Here is an 18,952-nt window from a genome sequence, read left to right on the forward strand (position 1 = left end):
CCATTTCTTCACGCTATACCTGGCGCTAAGTGCATTTCCAGGTAACGGAGATGTAGTGTAGAATGCTGCGTTTTCGCACTGAAAAACGTCAGGCTAAGAACAGCGGCCTCCAGGAATTCGTAAGGCATAATTATTTAACTATATGAAGAACATACGTAACTTTTCGATCATTGCTCACATTGACCACGGTAAGTCGACGCTGTCTGACCGTATTATCCAGATTTGCGGTGGCCTGTCTGATCGTGAAATGGAAGCCCAGGTTCTGGACTCCATGGACCTGGAACGCGAACGTGGTATCACCATTAAAGCGCAGAGCGTCACGCTCGATTACAAGGCGGCTGATGGTGAAACCTACCAACTGAACTTTATCGACACCCCAGGCCACGTTGACTTCTCCTATGAAGTTTCTCGCTCGCTGGCAGCCTGTGAAGGCGCGCTGCTGGTGGTGGATGCGGGGCAGGGCGTAGAAGCCCAGACCCTGGCAAACTGCTACACGGCGATGGAAATGGATCTCGAGGTGGTGCCGGTTCTGAACAAGATCGACCTTCCAGCCGCTGACCCTGAGCGCGTGGCGGAAGAGATTGAAGATATCGTCGGAATTGACGCGACCGATGCCGTGCGTTGCTCGGCCAAAACCGGCGTGGGCGTTACCGATGTGCTGGAACGTCTGGTGCGTGATATTCCGCCACCAGAAGGTGACCCGGATGCCCCACTGCAGGCGCTGATTATCGACTCCTGGTTCGATAACTATCTGGGCGTTGTCTCGCTGGTGCGTATTAAAAACGGCACCATGCGTAAAGGCGACAAAATTAAGGTGATGAGTACCGGCCAGGTCTATAACGCAGACCGTCTCGGGATCTTCACACCAAAACAGGTTGACCGTACCGAGCTGAAATGCGGCGAGGTGGGTTGGCTGGTTTGTGCCATTAAAGACATTCTCGGTGCGCCAGTGGGCGATACCCTGACCGGCGCGCGTAACCCGGCAGAAAAAGCGCTGCCAGGCTTTAAAAAGGTGAAACCACAGGTTTATGCCGGCCTGTTCCCGGTCAGCTCTGACGACTACGAGAACTTCCGTGATGCGCTCGGCAAGCTGAGCCTGAACGATGCCTCGCTGTTCTACGAGCCAGAAAGCTCCACGGCGCTCGGCTTCGGCTTCCGCTGCGGCTTCCTTGGTCTGCTGCACATGGAGATCATTCAGGAACGTCTGGAGCGTGAATACGATCTGGATCTGATCACCACCGCGCCGACCGTAGTGTACGAAGTGCAGACCACCAACAAAGAGATTGTCTACGTCGACAGCCCGTCCAAGCTGCCGCCGCTGAACAACATCGATGAGTTGCGTGAGCCAATCGCAGAGTGTCATATGCTGCTGCCGCAGGAATATCTGGGTAACGTTATCACGCTGTGCGTGGAGAAACGTGGCGTTCAGACCAACATGGTTTACCACGGTAACCAGGTCGCGCTGACCTACGAAATCCCAATGGCGGAAGTGGTTCTCGACTTCTTCGACCGTCTGAAGTCTACGTCTCGTGGCTATGCGTCACTGGATTACAACTTCAAACGCTTCCAGGCTTCGAACATGGTACGTGTGGACGTGCTGATCAACGGCGAACGTGTTGATGCGCTGGCCCTGATCACCCACAACGACAATGCACCGTACCGTGGCCGTGAGCTGGTTGAGAAGATGAAAGATCTGATCCCGCGTCAGCAGTTTGATATCGCGATTCAGGCGGCCATCGGCAACCACATTATCGCCCGCTCTACCGTGAAACAGCTGCGTAAAAACGTTCTGGCGAAATGCTATGGCGGTGACGTCAGCCGTAAGAAAAAGCTGCTCCAGAAGCAGAAAGAAGGTAAGAAGCGTATGAAGCAGGTCGGTAACGTCGAACTGCCGCAGGAAGCATTCCTTGCCATTCTGCATGTTGGTAAAGACGGCAAATAACCCTAAGGAGTTGGCATGGCGAACATGTTTGCCCTGATCCTGGTCATCGCTACCCTGGTGACAGGTCTGTTGTGGTGTCTGGATAAGTTTATTTTCGCCCCAAAACGCCGTGAACGTCAGGCTGCCGCGCAGGCAGCCACAGGTGATGGGCTTGATGCGAAAACCCTGAAGAAAGTTGGCCCGAAACCGGGCTGGCTGGAGACCGGGGCATCGGTATTCCCGGTGCTGGCGATTGTGCTGGTGGTGCGTTCGTTTATTTACGAGCCCTTCCAGATCCCGTCAGGCTCCATGATGCCAACGCTGCTGATTGGTGATTTTATTCTGGTCGAGAAGTTTGCCTATGGCATTAAAGATCCGATCTACCAGAAAACGCTGATCGAAACGGGCCATCCGAAACGTGGCGACATTGTGGTGTTTAAATACCCGGACGATCCACGCCTTGACTACATCAAGCGCGCGGTGGGTCTGCCGGGTGATAAAGTCACCTACGATCCGGTTGCCAAAGAAGTGACCGTTCAGCCTGGCTGCAGCTCCGGTACCGCCTGTGAAAACGCGCTGCCAATCACCTACTCAAACGTTGAGCCAAGTGATTTTGTGCAGACCTTTGCCCGTCGTAACGGCGGCGAAGCGACCAACGGTTTCTTCCAGGTGCCGAAAGATGAAACCAAAGAGAACGGTATTCGTCTGGTCGAACGTAAAGAGACGCTGGGTGATGTGACGCACCGGATCCTGACCGTGCCAATTGCGCAGGATCAGGTCGGGATGTATTACAAACAGCCAGGTCAGCAGCTGGCCACCTGGATCGTACCGCCGGGACAGTACTTCATGATGGGCGATAACCGCGATAACTCCGCGGACAGCCGTTACTGGGGCTTTGTGCCGGAAGCGAATCTGGTGGGTAAAGCAACCGCAATCTGGATGAGTTTCGAGAAACAGGAAGGCGAATGGCCGACCGGGGTACGCCTGAATCGTATTGGCGGGATCCATTAATTCTCAATAATTGAACACGTAGTCGCTTTAATTAGCGGCTACGTGAATTATTTCAGCGATAAATCTCTTCGAACTAACGACATCCCCTGTCGTTGTGTATAGAATATTCCCCCGAAGTTTAAGGTTGGCCCTGCAAGGGTGCCACGGCACACGAAACCGCGTTGGTTTTCTCAGGTCGGTTTCGTGTGCTGCATTTTTGACGCATTCATTTATTGGTATCGCATGAACCCCATCGTAATTAATCGGCTTCAACGGAAGCTGGGCTACACTTTTCATCATCAGGAGCTGTTGCAACAGGCATTAACCCATCGCAGTGCCAGCAGCAAACACAATGAGCGCCTCGAATTTTTAGGTGACTCTATTTTGAGTTTCGTGATTGCTAATGCGCTTTATCATCGTTTCCCGCGTGTGGATGAAGGTGACATGAGCCGCATGCGCGCCACGCTGGTAAGGGGTAACACCCTTGCGGAAATCGCACGCGAATTTGAACTGGGCGAATGTCTGCGTCTTGGGCCGGGTGAACTGAAAAGCGGCGGCTTCCGTCGTGAATCTATTCTTGCCGATACGGTTGAAGCATTAATCGGTGGCGTGTTCCTGGACAGCGATATCCAGACCGTAGAAAAACTGATCCTGAACTGGTATCAGACCCGTCTGGATGAAATCAGTCCGGGCGATAAACAAAAAGATCCGAAAACGCGTTTGCAGGAATATTTGCAGGGTCGTCACCTCCCGCTGCCATCTTATCTGGTGGTGCAGGTGCGTGGTGAAGCGCACGATCAGGAATTTACCATCCATTGCCAGGTCAGTGGCCTGAGTGAACCGGTGGTGGGCACAGGTTCAAGCCGTCGTAAGGCTGAACAGGCTGCCGCCGAACAGGCGTTAAAAATGCTGGAGCTGGAATGAGCGAAGAAAAAACCTATTGCGGATTTATTGCCATCGTCGGACGTCCGAACGTGGGTAAATCCACCCTGCTGAATAATCTGCTTGGGCAGAAGATTTCGATCACCTCGCGTAAGGCACAGACCACGCGTCACCGCATTGTCGGTATCCATACTAAAGGCGCGTATCAGGCGATCTACGTCGATACCCCAGGCCTGCACATGGAAGAGAAGCGTGCCATTAACCGCCTGATGAACAAAGCGGCGAGCAGCTCGATTGGTGACGTGGAGCTGGTTATTTTCGTTGTGGAAGGCACCCGCTGGACGCCGGACGACGAAATGGTCCTGAACAAGCTGCGCGACGGTAAAACGCCGGTGATCCTCGCGGTCAACAAAGTGGATAACGTACAGGAAAAAGCCGATCTGCTGCCGCACCTGCAGTGGCTGGGTAGCCAGATGAACTTCCTCGACATCGTTCCGCTGTCTGCAGAGACCGGTCTGAACGTGGATACCATCGCCGGTATCGTGCGTAAGCATCTGCCGGAAGCGACTCACCACTTCCCGGAAGATTACATCACCGATCGTTCTCAGCGCTTTATGGCTTCTGAAATCATCCGCGAAAAGCTGATGCGTTTCCTTGGCGCAGAACTGCCGTACTCCGTGACGGTCGAGATCGAGCGTTTCCAGAGTAACGAGCGTGGCGGTTACGACATCAATGGCCTGATCCTCGTTGAGCGTGAAGGGCAGAAGAAGATGGTCATTGGCAACAAAGGCGCCAAGATCAAAACCATCGGTATCGAAGCCCGTAAAGACATGCAGGAGATGTTTGAAGCACCGGTTCACCTGGAGCTGTGGGTGAAAGTGAAATCTGGCTGGGCCGATGATGAGCGTGCTCTGCGCAGCCTCGGTTACGGCGAAGATCAGTAAACCAAGACGACGCACGAATGGAAGGCTGGCAGCGCGCTTTTGTTCTGCATAGTCGTCCCTGGAGCGAAACCAGCCTGATGCTGGACGTCTTCACGGAAGAGTCGGGTCGCGTGCGCCTTGTTGCAAAAGGCGCACGTTCCAAACGTTCCAACCTCAAAGGCGCCTTACAGCCCTTTACGCCGCTGCTGGTCCGCTTTGGCGGGCGAGGGGAAGTCAAAACCCTGCGCAGCGCTGAAGCCGTCTCTCTGGCGCTTCCCCTTTCTGGCATCACGCTTTACAGCGGTCTGTACGTCAATGAACTCATTTCACGCGTTCTTGAACATGAGACTCGCTTCTCTGAACTTTTCTTCGATTATCTGCATTGTATCCAGGCCCTTGCTGGCGCAACCGGTTCGCCTGAACCCGCCCTGCGCCGTTTCGAGCTGGCGCTGCTGGGTCACCTGGGATATGGCGTCGATTTTCTGCATTGTGCGGGGAGTGGAGACGAGGTCGAAGACGGGATGACCTACCGGTATCGGGAAGAAAAAGGGTTTATCGCCAGCGTCGTGATTGATAACAACACCTTTACCGGACGCCAGCTCCGGGCGCTGTATGAGCGCGAATTTCCGGACCAGGATACCCTTCGTGCAGCAAAACGCTTTACCCGGATTGCGCTCAAGCCGTATCTTGGGGGCAAACCCCTGAAGAGCCGCGAATTGTTCAGGCAGTTTATGCCGAAACGTTAACGTTTTATCCCTCACCCCAGCCCTCTTCCGGAGGGAGAGAGGGAAGGAAAATGAATCAAAATACCGAGGATTGTCATGGCTGAATTACTGTTAGGCGTCAACATCGATCACATCGCCACGCTGCGTAATGCTCGCGGTACGGCTTATCCCGATCCGGTTCAGGCGGCGTTTATTGCTGAGCAGGCTGGCGCCGATGGCATTACCGTTCATCTGCGCGAAGACCGCCGCCACATCACTGACCGTGACGTGCGTATTCTGCGACAGACGCTGGATACCCGGATGAACCTGGAGATGGCGGTCACGGAAGAGATGCTGACGATTGCCTGTGACACCAAACCGCATTTCTGCTGCCTGGTACCGGAAAAGCGTCAGGAAGTGACCACCGAAGGCGGTCTGGACGTGGCGGGGCAGCGTGACAAAATGCGCGATGCCTGCAAACGCCTGGCGGACGCGGGTATCCTGGTTTCTCTGTTCATTGACGCTGATGCGGAGCAGATCAAAGCGGCGGCTGACGTGGGCGCGCCGTATATTGAAATTCACACCGGCTGCTACGCCGATGCCAAAAACGATGCCGAGCAGGCTAAAGAGCTGGAGCGTATCGCGAAAGCGGCTACTTACGCCGCGAGCCTGGGTCTGAAGGTTAACGCAGGGCATGGGCTGACCTACCACAACGTTAAAGCCATCGCCGCCCTGCCGGAAATGCATGAGCTGAACATCGGCCACGCCATTATTGGCCGTGCGGTGATGAGTGGCCTGAAAGAGGCGGTTTCGGAAATGAAACGCCTGATGCTGGAAGCGCGTCAGTAATGGCTATTCTGGGCTTAGGTACCGACATCGTCGAGATAGCCCGCATTGAAGCGGTGATCGCCCGTAGTGGCGATCGTCTGGCAAGGCGCGTGCTGAGCGATACCGAATGGGCCATCTGGGAAGCGCATCAGCAGCCGGTACGTTTCCTGGCCAAGCGCTTTGCCGTTAAAGAGGCAGCGGCCAAAGCCTTTGGCACCGGTATTCGTAACGGTCTGGCGTTTAACCAGTTTGAAGTGTTTAACGATGAGCTGGGTAAGCCGCGCCTGCGTTTATGGGGCGAGGCCTTGAAGCTGGCAGAGAAACTCGGCGTGGCGCACATGCACGTGACAATCGCGGATGAACGGCACTATGCCAGCGCAACGGTGATTATCGAGAGTTAAAGTTTGTCCGCGTGATGCATCAGGACAAACTTATCCCACAGCTGCTCTTCGCTTTCGACGTGTGCCGGATCCTTCAGGATGGTATTGGGGATCGGGCACACCTTCTGGCAGGTCGGCGTTTCATAGTGGCCAATGCACTCGGTGCAACGGTCGCTGTTAATCTCATAAATGCTGTCGCCCATCGAAATGGCCTGGTTAGGGCATTCCGGTTCGCACATATCGCAGTTGATGCATTTTTTGGTGATTAACAGCGCCATCAGGAAATTCTCAGAAACAACACAAACAGGGCGGGCATTATACGCTCATTCGTTGTTCAAACCAGTTTTTTTACCAGCTCTTCGCTGTGACGAATCCGCTCAGGCGCATGCTCCAGATCCTGCTGCACCAGCGCCATAAACAGCAGATCCGTCAGCATCATTTGCGCGCTGGTGGACGAAATAGCCGCGCTGCGCGTGGCCTGCTCCTCGGCAATGGTATACAAACAGCGCGTTGCCCGCTGTTGCAGTGCATTGGGCGTAAAACCGGTAATAGCCAGAATTTTACCACCCACACGCAGGGCCTCGTCGGTGGCCATGTTGATTTCACGGCGTTCCCCGGTATAGGAGATCGCCAGCAGCAGATCGTCCGGATCCATGGCCTGCACTGTCGCCAGCAGGGCATGCATATCCTGTTCGACGATGGCGTTATACCCGATTTTCGTCAGCTTCCAGCCAAAATTACGCGCCACCAGCCCGGACGCGCCGATGCCGGTCAAAATGATCCGTCGTGCCGCACGCAGCATTGCCACGCTTTCCAGTAATTTTTCTTCAGTGTTGACATCGAGAGTGGCGTGCATGGCCGCGACGTTCTCTTTGATCAACTTCTCGCCCACCAGACGCATGGGATCATCGCCACGGATCTGATTATGCACTGGCATGGATTGCGGATTGGGGTTACTCACCAGGGCTTCGCTGATTGCCAGTTTCAGTGCCGGGAAGCCCTTAAAGCCAATCTTCTGGGCAAACTTCACCACGCTGGACTGGCTCACACCCGCTTCACTTGCCAGCTGCTGAGAGCTGAGATGGCGGGCATGGTCGGGCTGAGAAAGCAAAAAATCCGCCAGCTTTTTGTCGCTTTGAGCAAAGCCTGCATAACGCTGGCGAATGCGAATTAAACAGTTCATACGTTCTCCTGGCGAAAATGTGATTGTCTGCGCAAATACGAATTTTGCTCGCCTGAATGAATTTTATATTCCATTATAGTGCGATTATTATGAATTAAAAATTCCAGAGGTAAAAAAGATGAATCTTGGCTCACTTGTATCAGAAACGCGTAACCCGCAAACCATGGATCTGGATGCTCTTTCCACCCTTGAGCTGGTTAACCGTTTTAATCAACAGGATACGCTGGTCGCACTGGCAGTGAAAGAGACATTACCAGAGGTGGCAAAGGCCGTCGATGCTGCGGCACAGGCGCTCAAGGCGGGGGGCCGCATTATTTATATGGGTGCCGGAACCAGCGGACGACTCGGCGTGCTGGATGCCTCTGAATGTCCGCCAACGTTCGGCGTTCCGCACGGGCTGGTGGTCGGTCTCATTGCCGGTGGGCCTGGCGCACTGCTGAAGGCGGTAGAAGGGGCGGAAGACAACAAACAGCTCGGTGAAGATGACCTGAAAGGGCTTAACCTCAACGCAAACGACCTGGTGGTCGGAGTGGCCGCTTCCGGGCGCACACCTTACGTCATTGGTGGCCTGGAATATGCCAATCAGACGGGCTGCACTACCGTGGCTATCTCCTGTAATCCAGGCTCGCCCATTGCGCAGGTGGCCCACATCGCTATTTCGCCGGTTGTCGGGCCCGAAGCGCTCACCGGCTCCACGCGCCTTAAATCCGGGACCGCGCAAAAACTGGTGCTCAATATGATCTCCACCGGCGCGATGGTGAAGTTCGGTAAGGTGTATCAGAACCTGATGGTGGATATGCAGGCCACCAACGTCAAGCTGGTGGACCGGGCCTGTCGCATGGTAATGGAAGCGACCGGTGCGAGCCGCGAAGAGGCGGAAGCCGTACTCAAACAAACCGATCACGATGTGAAACCGGCCATTCTGATGATCCTGAGCGGGCTGGATGCCGCCGCCGCGCGAGCCAGGCTTGCCGAGCATAATGGATTCTTACGGGCGGCATTAGAAAACTAACACAGAGGCGTGTATGGAAAAAACAGCAGCGCTCGCCAGCCATATTTTGCAGGGGATCGGCGGAGAGAAGAACATTCAGCGTCTGGAAAACTGCATGACGCGTGTGCGTGTCGAGGTGCATGACGAAGACCAGCTTGATATCGCGCACCTTAAGCAGCTTCCTGGCGTCAGCGGATACGTAAAGCAGGGGCAGCAGCATCAGCTGATCGTCGGGCCGGGAAAAGCGGCGCAGGTCGTTGATGCCATGCGCGCATTGATGGGCGGAGGGGCGGCCGTGCCGGTTGACGATGCCGAGCGCACCAAAGCGCAGGCAAAGGCCAAATACAAAGCCCCCATGAGCGATGCGCTGCGACAGCTGGCAAACGTCTTTATTCCACTTATTCCGGCGTTTATTGCCTCCGGGTTGATCACCGGGATCATCAATATCCTCAAGCGGCCGGATATTGTCGGCGATTTTGCCACGCACTATCCGAACCTGCTCGGCATTCTGGGGATCTTTGGTAGCGCTGTCTTCGCCATCATGAACATTCTGGTTGGGGTTAACACCGCCAAAGTGTTTGGCGGCTCAATGGCGATGGGCGGGGTGATGGCCGGTATTCTCTCCAGCCCGCAGCTTGCGCAGATAACCCTGTTTGGTGAGGCTCTCCAGCCCGGGCGCGGCGGGGTGATTGCGGTGCTGTTGGTGGTCATCCTGATGTGCTGGATTGAGAAAAAGCTGCGCGCCGTTCTGCCCGGTTCCATTGAGCTGATCCTCAATCCGCTGCTGACCACGCTTATCACCGGCTGTGTGGCGATTGTGGCCCTGCAGCCGCTGGGCGGCTGGATCTCTGAGGTGATTGCCCACGGCGCTTCTCTGGCTATCGATCGCGGCGGGTTATTAGTGGGCGCTGTGCTGTCAGGGACCTTCCTGCCGCTGGTGCTGACCGGCCTGCATCAGGGGCTGGTGCCGATCCACGTGGAGCTGGTGCAGGCTCATGGTTATAACGCGCTACTGCCCATTCTGTCGATGGCGGGGGTAGGTCAGGTTGGTGCGGCGATTGCCGTGCTGATGAAAACCCGTAACGCGCGCCTGAAAAAAGTGATTAAAGGGGCGCTACCGGTCGGATTGCTGGGCATTGGCGAGCCGCTGATTTTTGGTGTCACGCTGCCACTCGGTAAGCCTTTCCTCGCGGCCTGTCTGGGCGGGGCGGTGGGCGGGGCGCTTATCAGCTACTGGAAGGTTGCCACTGTTATCACCTTTGGTCTCTCCGGTTTACCGCTGGCGCTCACCATCGTGACCGGAAAAGTCATGCTCTATCTGTTAGGCTATCTGGTAGCGGTGATCGCCGGGTTCCTGTTTACCTGGCTGGCAGGATTCAACGACCCAGAGGAGTAAGGTTTGGCTAATCACGAGCGTCGTGTTGTCTTTTTCGACCTGGATGGAACGCTGCATCAGCAGGATATGTTCGGTACGTTTATGCGCTACCTGTTGCGGCGTCAGCCCCTGAACGCACTGCTCGTCTTACCTTTGTTACCCGTGATTGGCCTTGCGCTGCTGGTGAAAGGCCGGGCAGCGCGCTGGCCAATGAGCCTGCTGCTCTGGGGCTGTACCTTTGGCCACAGTGAAGCCCGGCTCAAACAGCTTGAGCAAGACTTTGCGCACTGGTTTCGCGATCATGTGACGGCGTTTCCGGTTGTGCAGGCGCGGCTGACCAGCTACCTCGATGCGAACGACGCCGATATCTGGTTGATTACCGGCTCGCCGCAGTCGCTGGTAGAGCAGGTCTATTTTGATACGCCGTGGTTGCCGAGAGTGAACCTGATCGCCACGCAGATCTCTCGTGGTTACGGCGGGTGGGTATTGAGCATGCGCTGTCTGGGGCATGAAAAGGTGGCCCAGCTGGAGATGCGCATTGGCACGCCGCTGCGCCTGTACAGCGGTTACAGTGACAGTAAGCAGGACAACCCGCTGCTCTATTTTTGCCAGCACCGCTGGCGCGTCACGCCTGCGGGTGAACTTCAGCAACTCGAATAGTTTTATCCATAGCGGGTGTGTATAATGCCGCCCGCTTTTCGACTGGAGTATCAACCGTTGTCCAACCCCGAATTCTCACACGAATACTGGATGCGCCATGCGCTCATCCTTGCCCGGCGCGCCTGGGACGAGGGAGAAGTGCCCGTGGGTGCGGTGCTTGTCCATAACAACCAGGTGATTGGAGAGGGGTGGAACCGCCCGATTGGTCGCCACGATCCTACCGCTCACGCAGAAATCATGGCGCTTCGTCAGGGTGGGCTGGTACTGCAAAACTACCGTCTGCTCGACACCACGCTGTACGTCACGCTTGAGCCATGCGTCATGTGTTCCGGCGCGATGGTGCACAGCCGTATCGGTACGCTGGTCTTTGGCGCGCGGGATGAAAAAACCGGTGCTGCGGGCTCGCTGATGGACGTGCTTGGACACCCGGGAATGAACCATCAGGTGAAGACTATCGGTGGGGTGCTTGCACCAGAGTGTTCGGGGCTATTAAGTGATTTCTTTCGAATGCGCCGTCAGCAGAAAAAGCAACAAAAGGCAGAATTGAAGTCGTCGGGCGATTAATTTCGTCCGGTGCCACAACCGGATAGCTTTGCGCCAGCTGTTTCGCCTCTGTCGCCTCTTTTTCCTTCTCCAGCAGATACCCCACCAGGCTAATCTGATATTTACGAATATTTTCCACGTAGGCATAAGCCTCATGCCCGCGCGCATAGCCGTAGGTGAGCTTGTTGTACCACGGCTTCTGGCTCAGGAGCGGCAGACGCTGTTTTACGTCAGACCAGCTGTCGGGGTTGCCTTTTGTTTTTGCCGTCAGGGCCCGGGCGTCGAGCATGTGGGCATAGCCCATGTTATAGGCGGCCAGCGCGAACCAGATACGCTCTTCTTCCGGCACCGTCTCGGGCACTTTGGCCATCATATCCTGCAGGTAGCGCGCGCCGCCGCTGATGCTCTGTTCCGCATCGGTACGGTCGGTCAGCCCGAGGCTCTGCGCGGTATTTTTAGTCAGCATCATCAGGCCGCGCACACCGGTGGGGGAAGTGGCCTGGGTGTCCCAGTGGGACTCCTGATACGAGATAGCCGCCAGCAGTTTCCAGTCAATCTCCTGCGCATATTTTTCGAACAGAGGCTGCAGGTCAGGCAGGACGCTGTCTACCGCGCGCAGGAAGCTGCGGGTGTCAACGTAGTCAAAGTCATCACCATGGCCGAGGTACTTCTCTTCCAGGCGTGCCAGGGTACCGTCTTCATTAATGGTGTTATAAAAATCGAGCATGGCCGCAGAGAGGGTCTGATCGTCATCAAGATGAGTAAACCAGGTCACGGGCTGTTCGTCCGTCACGTCCAGCGCCACGGCGATTTCAGGATGCACGCGCTGGAACAGACTGATCGCCACGGAGTCGGCGATGGTGTAAGGCAATTTCTGATCTTTGACCTGGTCCAGCAGCTCCGTTGTGCCGAGTTTAGGGTCAACGGTCCAGCTCAGGTCAGGGTATTTCTTCTCCTTCAGCTCACGCAGATCGTCAATCACCACATGGCCAGGGGCAATCGTCAGCTGTTGAGCGTTGATCGAGGCCAGCGTACGCGGGCGCAGGCTACCGACGCGATAGACCAGCTGCTGTGAAACGGAGTAATAGGTCGGGCCCGGCTGGTAATTCTTGCTGCGCTCGCTGTTGTACACCAGCCCGGCGGCGAGGATATCGGCATCGTTGTTATCCAGGTCATCAAACAACTGGCTGATGTTCTGGCGTACGGTGATTTTGAGCTTCACGCCGAGGTAATCGGCAAACTGCTGAGCCAGCTCATAGTCCAGACCGATGGTTTTGCCGTTGATGTCGCTGTAAATCAGCGGAGAGTTAAGCGTGCTTACACGCAACTCCCCCCGCTCCTGAATGGCGGCGATACGGTTTTCGGCTTTGCCGAACCAGGGGATGGAAGGCCAGAGGGCCACTGCCAACAGCAACGTTACAATGCCGATGAGCAGATAATTAATCTTTAATTTTTTCAATTAGTTAATTCTCTGCGACGCCGGTTGCCTTAGTATGCTGTAGCCATGTTAAAAATAAGGTTTGCCATTGATTGAGCGGCATTTTGCGTAAAGTTACGCCACTTGGCAACAAATTAGAGAGAGAGGTCACATCTATTGTTAAACGACGCCGTCGATTTTATTTCGACGCAAACGGTTTCGTCGACGCTCAGGATTCTCTATAATGACGCCCGTTTTCCCCCCTTGCGCACACTGTAAGCGCCCCGGCGCTTCGAAGACGAGAGACTTATGATGGAAATTCTGCGTGGTTCGCCTGCACTGTCTGCCTTCCGTATTAACAAACTGCTGGCACGTTTTCAGGCAGCCGACCTTCCGGTAAGCAATATTTACGCTGAGTATGTCCATTTTGCTGACCTGAATGCCCCCCTGAATGCAGAGGAGCGCGTACAGCTGGAACGCCTGCTCAAGTATGGCCCAAGTCTGAGCAGCCATACCCCAACCGGTAAACTGATCCTTGCGACGCCTCGTCCAGGCACCATCTCCCCCTGGTCTTCCAAAGCGACCGACATCGCTCACAACTGTGGTCTGAACCAGATTAACCGTCTGGAACGCGGCGTGGCGTATTACGTTGAAGCCTCCACCCTGAGCGACGCCCAGTGGCAGGCGGTGGCCGCAGAGCTGCATGACCGCATGATGGAGAGCGTATTTGCTTCTCTGGATGATGCGCAGAAACTTTTCTCCCACCATCAGCCTGCGCCAGTACAGAGCGTGGATTTGCTGGGGCAGGGCCGTCAGGCGCTGATTGACGCTAACCTGCGTCTCGGCCTGGCACTGGCAGAAGATGAGATTGACTACCTGCAGGATGCGTTCGTTAAGCTGAACCGCAATCCAAACGACATCGAACTCTATATGTTCGCGCAGGCTAACTCTGAGCACTGCCGCCACAAGATTTTCAACGCCGACTGGATTATTGACGGCGAACAGCAGCCGAAGTCGCTGTTCAAAATGATCAAAAACACCATGGAGAAAACCCCTGACCACGTGCTGTCTGCTTATAAAGACAACGCCGCGGTGATGGAAGGTTCCGAGGTGGGCCGCTTCTTCGCCGATCGCGAAGCGGGGCGCTATGACTTCCATCAGGAGCCGGCGCATATCCTGATGAAGGTGGAAACTCACAACCACCCGACGGCGATCTCTCCGTGGCCGGGTGCGGCGACCGGTTCCGGCGGTGAAATCCGTGACGAAGGGGCGACGGGCCGTGGTGCGAAACCAAAAGCGGGCCTGGTCGGTTTCTCTGTTTCTAACCTGCGTATCCCGGGCTTTGAACAGCCGTGGGAAGAAGATTTCGGCAAGCCAGAGCGTATCGTGACCGCGCTGGACATCATGACCGAAGGTCCACTGGGCGGCGCGGCATTCAACAACGAATTTGGTCGTCCGGCGCTGAACGGTTACTTCCGTACCTATGAAGAGAAAGTGGACAGCCACAACGGCGAAGAGCTGCGCGGCTACCACAAACCGATCATGCTGGCGGGTGGGATCGGCAACATTCGCGCCGATCACGTGCAGAAAGGTGAGATCGTCGTCGGTGCGAAGCTGATCGTCCTCGGTGGACCGGCGATGAACATCGGCCTGGGCGGCGGTGCGGCCTCTTCAATGACATCCGGTCAGTCTGACGCCGATCTCGACTTTGCCTCCGTTCAGCGTGACAACCCGGAAATGGAGCGTCGTTGCCAGGAAGTGATCGACCGCTGCTGGCAGCTGGGTGATGCAAACCCAATCCTCTTTATCCACGACGTTGGCGCGGGCGGCCTGTCCAACGCCATGCCGGAGCTGGTGAGTGACGGTGGTCGCGGTGGTCGTTTCAACCTGCGCGACATTCTGAGCGATGAGCCGGGCATGAGCCCGCTGGAGATCTGGTGTAACGAATCTCAGGAGCGTTATGTGCTGGCCGTCGCAGCCGATCAACTGCCGCTGTTTGACGAGCTGTGCCGCCGCGAGCGCGCGCCGTACGCGGTAATCGGTGAAGCGACCGAAGAGAAACACCTGACCCTGAGCGATACCCATTTCGACAACCAGCCAATCGATCTGCCGCTGGACGTGCTGCTCGGCAAAACGCCGAAGATGACCCGCGACGTGCAGACTCGCAAAGCGGCGGGCAACGCGCTGGATCGTCAGGGCATTACCGTAGCAGACGCGGTGAATCGCGTATTGCACCTGCCTGCGGTGGCGGAGAAAACCTTCCTGGTCACCATCGGCGACCGTACCGTGACCGGTATGGTCTCGCGCGATCAGATGGTGGGGCCATGGCAGATCCCGGTGGCGAACTGCGCCGTGACCACCGCGAGCCTCGACAGCTACTACGGTGAAGCGATGGCGCTGGGCGAACGTACACCGGTAGCGCTGCTGGACTTCGCGGCCTCTGCTCGTCTGGCCGTCGGTGAAGCACTGACCAACATCGCCGCGACCCAGATTGGCGATATCAAACGTATCAAATTGTCCGCGAACTGGATGGCCGCTGCCGGTCACCCGGGCGAAGACGCGGGCCTGTATGAAGCTGTGAAAGCGGTGGGTGAAGAGCTCTGTCCTGCGCTCGGCCTGACCATTCCAGTGGGTAAAGACTCCATGTCGATGAAAACCCGCTGGCAGGAAGGCAACGAGCAGCGCGAAATGACTTCGCCGCTGTCGCTGATCATCTCCGCGTTTGCCCGTGTGGAAGACGTGCGCCATACCGTGACCCCACAGCTCTCGACCGAAGACAACGCCCTGCTGCTGATTGACCTGGGTAAAGGTCACAACGCGCTGGGTGCCACCGCGCTGGCACAGGTTTACCGTCAGCTGGGTGATAAACCGGCGGACGTGCGTGATGTGGCACAGTTAAAAGGTTTCTACGATGCCATTCAGGCGCTGGTGGCGCAGCGTAAACTGCTGGCCTACCACGACCGTTCCGACGGCGGCCTGCTGGTGACCCTGGCGGAGATGGCCTTCACCGGACATTGCGGTGTTGAAGCGAACATCGCGACGCTTGGCGAAGATCGTCTGGCGGTACTGTTTAACGAAGAACTCGGCGCGGTGATTCAGGTGCGCGCGGCCGATCGTGACGCGGTTGAAGCCCTGCTGGCTCAGCACGGCCTGGCAGACTGCGTACACTACCTGGGTAAAGCCGTTCAGGGTGACCGTTTCGTCATTGAAGCGGATGGCCATGCGGTGTTCAGCGAAAGCCGCACCACGCTGCGTATGTGGTGGGCCGAAACCACCTGGCAGATGCAGCACCTGCGTGATAACCCGGACTGTGCCGATCAGGAACACAACGCCAAGGCCAACGACAACGATCCTGGCCTGAACGTGAAGCTCTCCTTCGACATCAACGAAGACATCGCTGCACCGTACATTGCGACCGGCGCGCGTCCGAAAGTCGCCGTGCTGCGTGAGCAGGGCGTCAACTCCCACGTTGAGATGGCTGCGGCCTTCCACCGTGCGGGCTTTGATGCCATCGACGTTCATATGAGTGACCTGCTGGCAGGTCGCACCGGTCTGGAAGATTTCCATGCGCTGGTGGCGTGCGGCGGTTTCTCCTACGGTGACGTGCTGGGTGCCGGTGAAGGCTGGGCGAAGTCCATTCTCTTCAACAACCGCGTGCGCGATGAGTTCGAAAGCTTCTTCCATCGTCCGCAAACCCTGGCGCTTGGCGTGTGTAACGGCTGCCAGATGATGTCTAACCTGCGCGAGCTGATCCCGGGCAGTGAAGCGTGGCCACGCTTTGTGCGTAACCAGTCCGACCGCTTTGAAGCACGTTTCAGCCTGGTAGAAGTGACTCAGAGCCCGTCTCTGCTGCTGCAGGGAATGGTAGGGTCGCAGATGCCAATCGCCGTTTCTCACGGTGAAGGTCAGGTAGAAGTGCGTGATGCTGCCCATCTGGCTCAGCTTGAGAGCGAAGGACTGGTGGCGCTGCGCTTTGTCGATAACTTCGGCAAGGTGACGGAAACCTATCCGGCTAACCCGAACGGCTCGGTGAACGGGATCACGGCGGTCACCAGCGAAAGTGGCCGTGCGACCATCATGATGCCACACCCTGAGCGCGTGTTCCGCACCGTGAGCAACTCCTGGCACCCGGAAAACTGGGGTGAGGACAGCCCGTGGATGCGTATCTTCCGCAACGCACGTAAACAGTTGGGTTAATCGATATTGCCCTTTAAAGCCCGGTACGCGAAAGCGCTACCGGGCTTTTTTATGTGTGTCGCAATTTCGCGACAGACCCGTCATGCCACTGTCTCCAAAAGGAGACATTTAACTCATTGATTTATATATGGCAGGGGCGGTTCCCGTTAAGGTGTTGCTGATTAGCGACACTTAGCCTGGAAATCATTCAGCGAGCAATTAACGGTGGAAACCCATAAATTATATAAATATCAATGCGATAATATATTTATTTGCATTCTGGCACATCTATTGCATAATATTAATCAGTGGCTCATTCACCTTCTTATGTCAGCCCCTTCGGGACGTGCTACATAAACTTCGAATGACGCACAAAAAGGTGCCTGCCGTCCAACTACTGATCATAGCGTTGCTTTATCAGGACAGGGCGAAACGTCGAGTTAGGCACCGCCTCATTCCATGACAAAGCCGGGTTTTTACCCGGCTTTGTTGTATCTGAAGGGCAGACTCAGTTACGCTCTCCTCAAACCCATTCAAAGAGAGTAATGCGTTGAAACGCTGGCCCGTTTTCCCCCGTTCCCTGCGTCAACTCGTAATGATGGCCTTTTTGCTGATCCTGCTGCCTTTACTGATCCTGGCCTGGCAGGCGTGGCAAAGCCTGAACGCGCTCAGTGCTCAGGCGGCACTGACTAACCGCACGACGCTCATTGACGCCAGACGCAGTGAGGCGATGACCAACGCCGCGCTGGAGATGGAGCGTAGCTATCGTCAGTATTGCGTGCTTGACGATCGCACGCTGGAAAAGGTCTACCAGAATCAGCGTAAACGCTATAGCGAGATGCTGGATGCGCATGCCGGCGTGTTGCCGGACGATAAGCTCTACCAGGCATTACGTCAGGATTTGAACGATCTGGCCCAGTTGCAGTGTAAGAACAGTGGCCCTGATGCCGCCGCAGCCGCTCGCCTTGAAGCCTTTGCCAATGCCAATGCTGAGATGGTGCAGTCTACCCGTGCGGTGATTTTCTCTCGCGGTCAGCAACTGCAGCAGGAGATTGCCGAACGCGGTCAGTTCTTTGGCTGGCAGGCGCTGGTGCTGTTCCTGGTCAGCCTCGCGCTGGTGTTACTTTTTACCCGAATGATCATCGGCCCGGTGAAGGGCATCCAGCGGATGATCAATCGTCTGGGGGAGGGGAAATCACTGGGCGATACGGTGGCCTTTAAAGGCCCGCGCGAGTTGCGTTCCGTGGGGCAGCGGATTATCTGGCTTTCGGAGCGCCTGTCGTGGCTGGAATCCCAGCGTCATCAGTTTTTACGTCATATTTCCCACGAGCTCAAAACGCCGCTGGCCAGCATGCGCGAAGGCACGGAATTGCTGGCAGACGAAGTGGCGGGGCCGCTGACGGTGGAGCAGAAAGAGATTGTTGAGATCCTCGACGCCAGTAGCCGCAATCTGCAGAAATTAATTGAGCAACTGCTCGATTACAACCGCAAGCTGGCGGATGGGGCGGTCGTCCTCGAAAATGTCGAGATTGAGCCGCTGGTGGATATGGTGATCTCTGCCCACAGCTTGCCTGCAAGAGCTAAAATGATGCATACCGGGGTGACGCTGAATGAGCCAACCTGCCTGGCTGAACCGATGTTATTGATGAGCGTTCTGGATAATCTTTATTCCAATGCGGTGCACTATGGTACTGAATCCGGTAACATTTATATCCGAAGCTATACGAATGGTTCACGGGTCTTTATTGATGTCGCCAACACCGGCACCCCGATCCCCGATGACGAAAGAGAGATGATATTTGAACCCTTCTTCCAGGGAAGTCATCAGCGAAAAGGTGCGGTTAAAGGAAGCGGTCTGGGGTTAAGTATCGCCCGGGACTGTATACGACGCATGCAGGGGGAGCTAAACATTGTCACGGATGAACGTTCCGATGTTTGCTTCCGTATCGAACTGCCCCTGAGCCGGAAAAACCAATAAA

Annotated in this window: 16 protein-coding genes; 13 read left to right on the plus strand and 3 right to left on the minus strand. The window is 56.0% G+C overall.

Annotated features, from left to right (window positions below):
- Positions 1-142: 142 nt before the first annotated feature.
- The 7 genes from lepA to acpS all read left to right on the plus strand — a co-directional run bounded on the left by lepA (position 143) and on the right by acpS (position 6,649).
- Complete coding sequence (gene lepA / locus ACOTX3_RS15820) at positions 143-1,942, plus strand: translation elongation factor 4 (protein ID WP_013098320.1); 1,800 nt, start codon at positions 143-145, stop codon at positions 1,940-1,942.
- Positions 1,943-1,957: 15 nt separating this feature from the next.
- Positions 1,958-2,932, plus strand: coding sequence for a signal peptidase I (gene lepB / locus ACOTX3_RS15825; protein ID WP_013098319.1), 975 nt, complete (start codon positions 1,958-1,960; stop codon positions 2,930-2,932).
- 222 nt (positions 2,933-3,154) lie between these two features.
- Positions 3,155-3,835, plus strand: coding sequence for a ribonuclease III (gene rnc, locus ACOTX3_RS15830; protein ID WP_003860711.1), 681 nt, complete (start codon positions 3,155-3,157; stop codon positions 3,833-3,835).
- Positions 3,832-4,737 carry a GTPase Era gene (gene era, locus ACOTX3_RS15835; RefSeq protein WP_058678278.1) on the plus strand — a complete coding sequence of 302 codons (906 nt, stop codon included), beginning with the start codon at positions 3,832-3,834 and terminating at the stop codon, positions 4,735-4,737. The genes rnc and era overlap by 4 nt, the downstream gene beginning before the upstream one ends.
- Positions 4,738-4,754: 17 nt before the next feature.
- On the plus strand, positions 4,755-5,462 hold the full coding sequence (gene recO, locus ACOTX3_RS15840) for a DNA repair protein RecO (protein WP_013098316.1): 708 nt from the start codon (positions 4,755-4,757) through the stop codon (positions 5,460-5,462).
- A 75-nt stretch (positions 5,463-5,537) separates the two neighbouring features.
- Positions 5,538-6,269: a pyridoxine 5'-phosphate synthase gene (pdxJ, locus tag ACOTX3_RS15845; RefSeq protein ID WP_013098315.1), complete on the plus strand. Its 732-nt coding sequence runs from the start codon at positions 5,538-5,540 to the stop codon at positions 6,267-6,269.
- The gene (acpS, locus tag ACOTX3_RS15850) at positions 6,269-6,649 is read left to right on the plus strand and encodes a holo-ACP synthase (RefSeq protein WP_045293509.1); all 381 of its coding nucleotides are present in this window, start codon (positions 6,269-6,271) and stop codon (positions 6,647-6,649) included. Before pdxJ ends, acpS begins: the two co-directional genes overlap by 1 nt.
- Here the strand turns inward: acpS and ACOTX3_RS15855 are convergent.
- Together ACOTX3_RS15855 and ACOTX3_RS15860 are read right to left on the minus strand one after the other, a co-directional pair.
- Positions 6,646-6,906 (minus strand): YfhL family 4Fe-4S dicluster ferredoxin, encoded by a 261-nt coding sequence (locus tag ACOTX3_RS15855; protein ID WP_008502177.1) that lies wholly within the window; start codon positions 6,904-6,906, stop codon positions 6,646-6,648. The genes acpS and ACOTX3_RS15855 overlap by 4 nt on opposite strands.
- Positions 6,907-6,962: 56 nt before the next feature.
- Positions 6,963-7,811: a MurR/RpiR family transcriptional regulator gene (locus tag ACOTX3_RS15860; RefSeq protein WP_013098313.1), complete on the minus strand. Its 849-nt coding sequence runs from the start codon at positions 7,809-7,811 to the stop codon at positions 6,963-6,965.
- Between the two features lie 118 nt (positions 7,812-7,929).
- Between ACOTX3_RS15860 and murQ the strand changes: the two genes are divergently transcribed.
- The 4 genes from murQ to tadA are packed head-to-tail and all read left to right on the plus strand — an operon-like array spanning position 7,930 to position 11,401.
- A complete protein-coding gene (murQ, locus tag ACOTX3_RS15865; RefSeq protein WP_045293507.1) occupies positions 7,930-8,823 on the plus strand; it encodes an N-acetylmuramic acid 6-phosphate etherase in 894 nt (297 codons plus the stop codon).
- A 13-nt stretch (positions 8,824-8,836) separates the two neighbouring features.
- Positions 8,837-10,198, plus strand: coding sequence for a PTS transporter subunit EIIC (locus ACOTX3_RS15870; RefSeq protein WP_127869097.1), 1,362 nt, complete (start codon positions 8,837-8,839; stop codon positions 10,196-10,198).
- A gap of 3 nt (positions 10,199-10,201) precedes the next feature.
- A complete protein-coding gene (gene yfhb, locus ACOTX3_RS15875; RefSeq protein WP_013098310.1) occupies positions 10,202-10,837 on the plus strand; it encodes a phosphatidylglycerophosphatase C in 636 nt (211 codons plus the stop codon).
- Between the two features lie 24 nt (positions 10,838-10,861).
- Entirely contained in the window at positions 10,862-11,401 is a 540-nt protein-coding gene (gene tadA / locus ACOTX3_RS15880) for a tRNA adenosine(34) deaminase TadA (RefSeq protein ID WP_048338963.1), read from the plus strand.
- Here the strand turns inward: tadA and mltF are convergent.
- Positions 11,289-12,839 carry a membrane-bound lytic murein transglycosylase MltF gene (gene mltF, locus ACOTX3_RS15885; protein ID WP_013098308.1) on the minus strand — a complete coding sequence of 517 codons (1,551 nt, stop codon included), beginning with the start codon at positions 12,837-12,839 and terminating at the stop codon, positions 11,289-11,291. The two genes, tadA and mltF, sit on opposite strands and share 113 nt — an antisense overlap.
- A gap of 267 nt (positions 12,840-13,106) precedes the next feature.
- Between mltF and purL the strand changes: the two genes are divergently transcribed.
- Positions 13,107-16,994, plus strand: a complete 3,888-nt coding sequence (gene purL / locus ACOTX3_RS15890) for a phosphoribosylformylglycinamidine synthase (RefSeq protein WP_421631624.1) — start codon at positions 13,107-13,109, stop codon at positions 16,992-16,994.
- A 529-nt stretch (positions 16,995-17,523) separates the two neighbouring features.
- A complete protein-coding gene (qseE, locus tag ACOTX3_RS15895; RefSeq protein WP_029882227.1) occupies positions 17,524-18,951 on the plus strand; it encodes a two component system sensor histidine kinase QseE/GlrK in 1,428 nt (475 codons plus the stop codon).
- The last annotated feature ends 1 nt before the right edge of the window (position 18,952 follow it).

Source organism: Enterobacter cloacae complex sp. IR5384, assembly GCF_049237265.1.
Taxonomy (GTDB): Bacteria; Pseudomonadota; Gammaproteobacteria; order Enterobacterales; family Enterobacteriaceae; genus Enterobacter; species Enterobacter cloacae.

Coding starts and splice junctions, on each gene's coding strand:
- ACOTX3_RS15870 (WP_127869097.1), top strand. CDS start 8,837: ATGGAAAAAACAGCAGCGCTCGCCAGCCATATTTTGCAGGGGATCGGC.
- recO (WP_013098316.1), top strand. CDS start 4,755: ATGGAAGGCTGGCAGCGCGCTTTTGTTCTGCATAGTCGTCCCTGGAGC.
- rnc (WP_003860711.1), top strand. CDS start 3,155: ATGAACCCCATCGTAATTAATCGGCTTCAACGGAAGCTGGGCTACACT.
- lepA (WP_013098320.1), top strand. CDS start 143: ATGAAGAACATACGTAACTTTTCGATCATTGCTCACATTGACCACGGT.
- ACOTX3_RS15860 (WP_013098313.1), bottom strand. CDS start 7,811: ATGAACTGTTTAATTCGCATTCGCCAGCGTTATGCAGGCTTTGCTCAA.
- murQ (WP_045293507.1), top strand. CDS start 7,930: ATGAATCTTGGCTCACTTGTATCAGAAACGCGTAACCCGCAAACCATG.
- era (WP_058678278.1), top strand. CDS start 3,832: ATGAGCGAAGAAAAAACCTATTGCGGATTTATTGCCATCGTCGGACGT.
- pdxJ (WP_013098315.1), top strand. CDS start 5,538: ATGGCTGAATTACTGTTAGGCGTCAACATCGATCACATCGCCACGCTG.
- ACOTX3_RS15855 (WP_008502177.1), bottom strand. CDS start 6,906: ATGGCGCTGTTAATCACCAAAAAATGCATCAACTGCGATATGTGCGAA.
- tadA (WP_048338963.1), top strand. CDS start 10,862: ATGCCGCCCGCTTTTCGACTGGAGTATCAACCGTTGTCCAACCCCGAA.
- acpS (WP_045293509.1), top strand. CDS start 6,269: ATGGCTATTCTGGGCTTAGGTACCGACATCGTCGAGATAGCCCGCATT.
- purL (WP_421631624.1), top strand. CDS start 13,107: ATGATGGAAATTCTGCGTGGTTCGCCTGCACTGTCTGCCTTCCGTATT.
- lepB (WP_013098319.1), top strand. CDS start 1,958: ATGGCGAACATGTTTGCCCTGATCCTGGTCATCGCTACCCTGGTGACA.